The sequence below is a fragment of the Edaphobacter sp. genome, assembly GCF_035763405.1.
Taxonomy (GTDB): domain Bacteria; phylum Acidobacteriota; class Terriglobia; order Terriglobales; family Acidobacteriaceae; genus Edaphobacter.
In genome coordinates this window covers 53732-59963 of sequence record NZ_DASUBE010000147.1, presented here as the reverse complement: position 1 = coordinate 59963, position 6232 = coordinate 53732, and the positions used below count along the sequence as shown (strand labels likewise).

Genomic DNA, 6232 nt, shown 5'->3' with positions numbered 1-6232 from the left:
GTCGATTGTGGACCAGGCGCTCGAAAAGTGCCCCACGGTGAAGCATGTCGTGGTCTACCGCCGCTCCGGCACGCCCGTCGAGATGAAGGAAGGCCGCGACCTCTGGTGGGACGAGGCGATGTTGACCGCCTCGAAGGAGTGTCCTGCCGAGTGGATGGACGCCGAAGACCCGCTCTATCTGCTTTACACGTCCGGCACGACGGGCAAGCCCAAGGGACTGGTTCACACAACCGGCGGTTATTCCGTGCAGACCTACCTGACGACGAAGTACGTCTTCGACCTGCGGGAGGACGACATTTATTGGTGCACAGCGGACATCGGCTGGGTGACGGGCCATAGCTACGTCGTCTACGGCCCGCTTCAGAACGGCGCGACGGTGATGATGTACGAGGGCGCGCCAAACTGGCCCGAGAACGACCGCTTCTGGAAGATCGTGGACGACCACAAAGTGACGGTCTTCTACACCGCCCCGACGGCAATCCGCGCCTTCACCAAATGGGGCGACTCGTGGGTACACAAGCACTCTCTGGCCTCGCTGCGACTGCTGGGCACCGTGGGCGAGCCGATCAACCCCGAAAGCTGGATGTGGTATCACCGCGAGATCGGTAAAGAACGATGCCCGATTGTCGATACCTACTGGCAGACTGAGACCGGCACAGTGATGATCTCGCCGCTCCCCGGCGCGACGCCGACCAAACCCGGCTCGGCCACACGTCCGTTCTTCGGAATCGTCCCCGAGGTCGTGACGCGCTCGGGCGAGCCTGTGCCCGACGGGCAGGGCGGTCTGCTGGTCTTTCGCAAGGCGTGGCCTTCGATGGCGCGCACCGTCTACGGCGATCAGGAGCGATACGAGAAGACCTACTGGAGCGACATCCCCGGCAGCTACTTCACCGGCGACGGCGCGCGCCGCGACTCGGACGGCTACTACTGGCTCATGGGCCGGGTGGACGATGTCATCAACGTGAGCGGACACAGGCTGGGCACCATGGAGATCGAGTCCGCGCTCGTGGCGCATCCGAAGGTGGCCGAGGCCGCCTGCGTAGGCCGTCCCGATGACATGAAGGGACAGGCAATCGCCGCGTTCGTCACGCTCGAAGGCGGACACAAGCCCACTGAAGAGCTCCGTCAGGAGCTGCGCCAGTGGGTCGCCAAGGAGATCGGCGCGCTGGCCCGTCCTGACGACCTGCGCTTCACCGACGCGCTGCCCAAGACGCGCAGCGGCAAGATCATGCGCCGTTTGCTCCGCGAGCTGGCCACCACCGGCGAGGTCAAGGGCGATACGACGACGCTCGAAGACTTCGCTGTGATTGCCAAACTGAGGGAGAACGAGGAATAGCCGGAGCGCCTGCGGGCCCTCGCTGACAGGCCACGGAATCGGGGTAAGATGAAAGCAGACCAGGTATGTCTACGCAAAGGTCCATCTCGAACCGGCTGCGCCTCAGGGCCTTTCGCAGCGTCTCGCGCGTCTTCATCCTGACTGGACGCATTCTCCTCTTTCTCGCGGGCTTCCTGCTGATGGTGATGCCCTGGACCGAGCACTACCTTCCGCTGGATAGGTTCCTCCGGGGCGGCCAGGACGTCGAGCTTGGCCTCTTTGCCCTGCTCTCTCTTCTGTGCCTGGTATTGGTGCTCACGCAGCACTTCAGGCAGCAGATCGCCATACTGCTTGCCGCCTGGCCATGGCTCTCTCTTGCCTTCCGGGCGGCTTTGGCGCACATTCCGGGCGGCGCCACACCGGAATTTCTGAATCAAGCGCGGCTGTGCTGTCCTCCTCCGGGCACGTACACTCCACTGCAAATCTGAAACCCTTTTCCGCTCAAGCGCCATCAAAGACCATTGGTGACGCGAAAGCTGTTTGTGAGGGATACATTGTTTGTTGCACAGAGGGGAGTGGGGGCGTCCATGGTTCGTCAGACAGAGATCGAATTAAGAAGAGAGCTGGTCAGGTTTGGCAAATGGCTTTACCGGCTCGGCCACATGCCCGGCACCTCCGGCAATCTCTCAGTCAGGCTCGATGAGCACAGGCTGCTGGTGACACCGACCGGTTCCAGCAAATACTTGCTCAAACCGGACGACATGGTGATGGTGGACCTTGAGGGCCGCCGCCTCTCCGGCTCCAAAAACGTTACCAGCGAGGTTGGGATGCATCTCGCCATCTACAGAAACAGGCTCGATGCGCAAGCCGTCATCCATTCGCACCCGCCTGTGGCCACCGCGTTTGCCTGCGCCGGGCTGGCTCTCGAAGAGATGGTCTGCCAGGAGGGAATCATGGCCCTTGGCCCGGTTCCTCTGGCGGGCTACGCCACCACAGGCACCCCTGAGGTAGCCGCGAGCTTGGAGCCGCTGCTTCCCGGCCATCAGGCGATTTTGATGGCCAACCACGGCGCCGTGACCTACGGCCCAACCCTGCTCGACGCCTTTCTCAAGATGGAGACGCTCGAGCATCTCGCCCATGTGCATCTGCTTGCCCGGCAGTTAGGTGCCGACCAGGCCCTCAAGCAGGAACAGGTGGAGCAGCTCTTCCGTGCCAAGGAACGCTACCTCCTCAATGCGCGGTAGAAGATTCTGGCCAGAATGATGATTTAGCGCAGATTATTGCTCGGTCTTGTAGGCAGAGTGAAGTGGAAGGTGGTGCCTTTATCCACTTCGCTGGTGGCCCAGATGCGTCCGCCATGCTGCTGGACGATGCTGCGGCAGATGGCGAGACCCAGTCCGGTGCCGCCCAGCGCACGCGAGTCTGAGGAGTCGCCCTGCTGGAACCGCTCGAAGATGTGTTCGAGCTTGTCGGCGGGGATACCGCGGCCCTGATCGCGGACCTCGATCAGCGCTTCGTTCTCGTCCAGATTGCGCGCAGTCAGGTGGATCTCGCTGCCGGGTGGCGAGAACTTGATCGCGTTCGAGATAAGGTTGTTGAGCGTCTGCATCACACGGTCCGGGTCGGCCCACACGTTGACGCCGTGCGCGGCAAAGAAGATGCGGATATTCGGTTTGGGCGCGCGCGCCTGCTGCACGCCTGCGGCCCGGCGCAGCAGGTCTTCGGCGCTGCACATGGTCGAGTGAAACTCGGTCTTGCCGCTTGAGATCCGTTCGAGGTCGAGAATGTCGTTGACCAGGCGCACCAGCCGGTCGGTATTCGAGATGGCGATGTCGAGCATCTGCTGCATCTTCTCCGGGCGCGCGGCCAGCGCACCACCCGAAAGCAGGCCCAGCGCGCCGCGCAGCGAAGTCAGCGGCGTCCGCAGCTCGTGCGAGACGGTCGAGATGAACTCGTCCTTCATGCGGTCGAGTGCGCGGCGTTCGGTCGTATCGGTAAAGGCGACCACCACGCCCACAGCCTTTGCGCCGCCGGTATCGGATGAGTGCATGTCAATCTGCGGACGCGCAACGTACTCGACAGGGAAGCTGGTGCCGTCCTTGCGCCAGAAGACCTCGTCGGAGATGCGCACCGTATCAAAGTTCGTGAGGCTCTTGCGGATGGGACAGGCCTCTTCGGGATAGGGAGTGCCGTCGGCGCGCGTATGGTGGACGAGCTGGTGCATGTTCCTGCCAAGAATCTCGTCTGGTTTGTAGCCGAGCATCTGCGCAGCCGCCGCATTCACGACGGTGACGTTGCCGTCAAGGTCGATGCCGTAGATGCCATCGCCGACCGATTCAAGGATGGAGTCTGACTGCCGTGTGAGATCGCGCAGGCGTCCCTCGGCGCGCACCTGCTCGCTGATGTCCACGCCGAAGCCGAGGACGTAGGGACTGCGTCCGGCAACCGCAATAAGCTTGTTGCGATAGGCGACCACGCGAACTTCGCCGTCGGCATGCAGAAGGCGCAGCATCCCCTGTGCCTCTCCCGTCTCGCTGATGGTGTTGAGGTAGTTCTCGATGCCGGGACGCTGGTCCGATTCAATAAACTCGCCTAGGCTATGGCCCACAATCTCCTCGACAGCGCGGCCCAGCGTGCTGGCGCCGTGCGTGTTGATGGAGAGCAGGTTGCCGCGCAGGTCGTGCGTACAGACCATGCCCAGCGATCCTTCAACGATCTGGCGATAACGCGCCTCGCTCTCGCGCAAGGTGGCTTCCGCGCTTCGCTGCGTCGTGACATCGATGCCCGTGGCGATGATGAAGGCAACCTGCCCCTGCGTATCGAGCAGTGCCGTGGCCGACCAGGCAATGCGACGTAGCGAGCCGTCACGGTTGAGCCACTGGTTTTCAAACGAAGTCGGAAAGTTGCCCGAACGGATGCGCTCGAAGGTCTCGATGGCATCGGGCACGTCCTGGCGTGGAATGACCTTGTCCCACACATAACGGCCCACCAACGAATGAAAGTCGTACCCGGAGGCGATCTCGCAGGCGCGGTTGAAGCGGACGACGCGGCCCGCGGGGTCAAAGACGGCCACCAGCGCGCCCACCGTATCCAGCACTGCGGAGACGAAGTTGCGCTCCACGGTCAGGGCTGACTCGACCCTCTGCCGCGAGCGCGCCGCGCGGTCCATCAGGCGGATGCGTGCGTTCAACTCCAGCCGGGTGATGACCTGGCGAGCAAGAATATCGAGCGCCGAAGCCTCCTCGGGCGAGAGCATTCGGCTGGGATGGTCAAGCACAAGCAGAGCACCGATGCTGACACCGCCCGGTGTCGTCAGCGGCGCTCCGGCATAGAAGCGATAGGCGCGGCCATCCATCTGGATGCCGTCGGGCGCGTAGTCCGGATCGTTGCGTGCATCGCTGATCTCGTACACCGTGTCGCCCATGATGGTCGTCTCGCAGGGCAGGCTGCCCAGCGAAACCTCGGTCGACTCGATGCCGTAGCGCGACTTCACCCAGATGCGGTCGGAGCCGATCAGCGAAATGGCCGCGACCGGCGTATTGCACACCTGGGCCGCCAGCCGCGTGATGTCATCCAGCACAGGGTCCGGTGCAGCGTTAAGGACCTCGTACTGATTCAGGGCCTCAATCCGAAGGGCTTCGTCTTTGACCAGGAGCGCATTCATGTGACGGTAATCATCGTAGGTGTATGCAAAACTTTGCGCACTCCTACTTTCGGTGTAGCTATGATTTAAGGCTTCGGTAATGTGCAGCATTCCCCCAACGGGGGAGGAGCGTCGGCACTCGCATCGAGGGCCACTTTCCAGTCTCCGTCAGGCAGCTTTTTCCAGACCGTGAAGTAGCGGCCCGAGACGACCACGGGCTGTCCATTTTTGTCTTTGGAACGGCCTTCATAGCGTCCCCAGGTGAAGCCCATCTCGTTGGCCGGCCCCATCCGCGCTCCTTCGGGCGTCCAGGTGAGTTGGTAGGCTTTGGGGTTCCACTTTGCCTGTGCGGCGATGGCGGCATGACCCAGCACGGCAGGTTTACCGTTGCTCAGAACGACGGCATCGTCGGCGAACCAGCTTGCGAAAGCCTTGCCGCCGCCAGCTTCAACCGACTTTTGAAAGCGCCCTTCGAGTTCCATCAGTTGAATGATGCCTGGGCTGAGCGTCGGCTCCGTCAGAGGGCTCGCGATAGGATTGGCTGGTTGAGTCAGAGGATCGAGTGCAGGTGATTCTGCGCCCGGCGTCGTGCCGCTTTGCGCGGCCAGCGGCAGCACGGTAATCGTGCCAAGAAGAAGCGCAGCGAAGAAAGAGCGTCGCATAGTTCGTATGCTAACAGTCAGCAAACTGCGCGGCTGTGCATCGTGTGTGGATTGAAATCACGTGCGCTGCGAGATGAGCGGGTTGATATTGAGGCGCACGACGCTGCCGCGGCATTTGTACTCTTAGACGACCTGCCGGCACAGGCGTTGGCCGCGTCTCCGGTGAGCACTGAAACGAGCTACATCGCGGGAGGATGGTGCGGATCGACGGTCTTCGCTGTTGCCGCAGCTCTCTTGATGCCCGAAGGGTTCACCGAATCGCGCAGCTCCTTGGAGGGCTTGAAGAAGGGAACGCGCTTGGCCGGGACCTCAACCTTGGCTCCCGTCTTTGGATTGCGTCCGGTACGTGCGTTGCGCTGCCGGGTGCGGAAGCTCCCGAAGCCGCGAATCTCGATCTTGTCGCCGGATTTGAGCGCGCCGATGACGGCTTCAAAGAGAGTATCGACAATAATCTCACCGTCGCGCCTGGTCAGGTCTCCCAGGGCGGTGACTTTATCTACGAGGTCGGCTTTGGTCATGAGCGGGTTCCTTTCGAGATGGGGAGGGCGTTCAAAAAGCCTGCATTACCATGCGTTGTTATTGATTGTAAACGGGATGTAGGCATTTTGGGCA

At 62.1% G+C, this 6232-nt stretch carries 6 protein-coding genes; 3 read left to right on the top strand and 3 right to left on the bottom strand.

What is annotated here, in order from left to right; genetic code table 11:
- The 3 genes from acs to VFU66_RS14015 form a co-directional block, all read left to right on the top strand.
- On the top strand, positions 1-1336 hold a 1336-nt coding region (acs, locus tag VFU66_RS14025), incomplete at its 5' end, for an acetate--CoA ligase (RefSeq protein ID WP_326446890.1).
- Positions 1337-1401: 65 nt separating this feature from the next.
- Positions 1402-1803 carry a hypothetical protein gene (locus VFU66_RS14020; protein ID WP_326446889.1) on the top strand — a complete coding sequence of 134 codons (402 nt, stop codon included), beginning with the start codon at positions 1402-1404 and terminating at the stop codon, positions 1801-1803.
- Positions 1804-1902: 99 nt separating this feature from the next.
- The gene (locus tag VFU66_RS14015; RefSeq protein WP_326446888.1) at positions 1903-2559 is read left to right on the top strand and encodes a class II aldolase/adducin family protein; all 657 of its coding nucleotides are present in this window, start codon (positions 1903-1905) and stop codon (positions 2557-2559) included.
- 23 nt (positions 2560-2582) lie between these two features.
- Here the strand turns inward: VFU66_RS14015 and VFU66_RS14010 are convergent, their stop codons facing one another.
- The 3 genes from VFU66_RS14010 to VFU66_RS14000 form a co-directional block, all read right to left on the bottom strand.
- Positions 2583-4979, bottom strand: coding sequence for a PAS domain S-box protein (locus VFU66_RS14010; protein WP_326446887.1), 2397 nt, complete (start codon positions 4977-4979; stop codon positions 2583-2585).
- Between the two features lie 65 nt (positions 4980-5044).
- A complete protein-coding gene (locus VFU66_RS14005) occupies positions 5045-5620 on the bottom strand; it encodes a YybH family protein (RefSeq protein WP_326446886.1) in 576 nt (191 codons plus the stop codon).
- 179 nt (positions 5621-5799) lie between these two features.
- Positions 5800-6138 (bottom strand): HU family DNA-binding protein, encoded by a 339-nt coding sequence (locus VFU66_RS14000; protein WP_326446885.1) that lies wholly within the window; start codon positions 6136-6138, stop codon positions 5800-5802.
- Between the last annotated feature and the right edge of the window lie 94 nt (positions 6139-6232).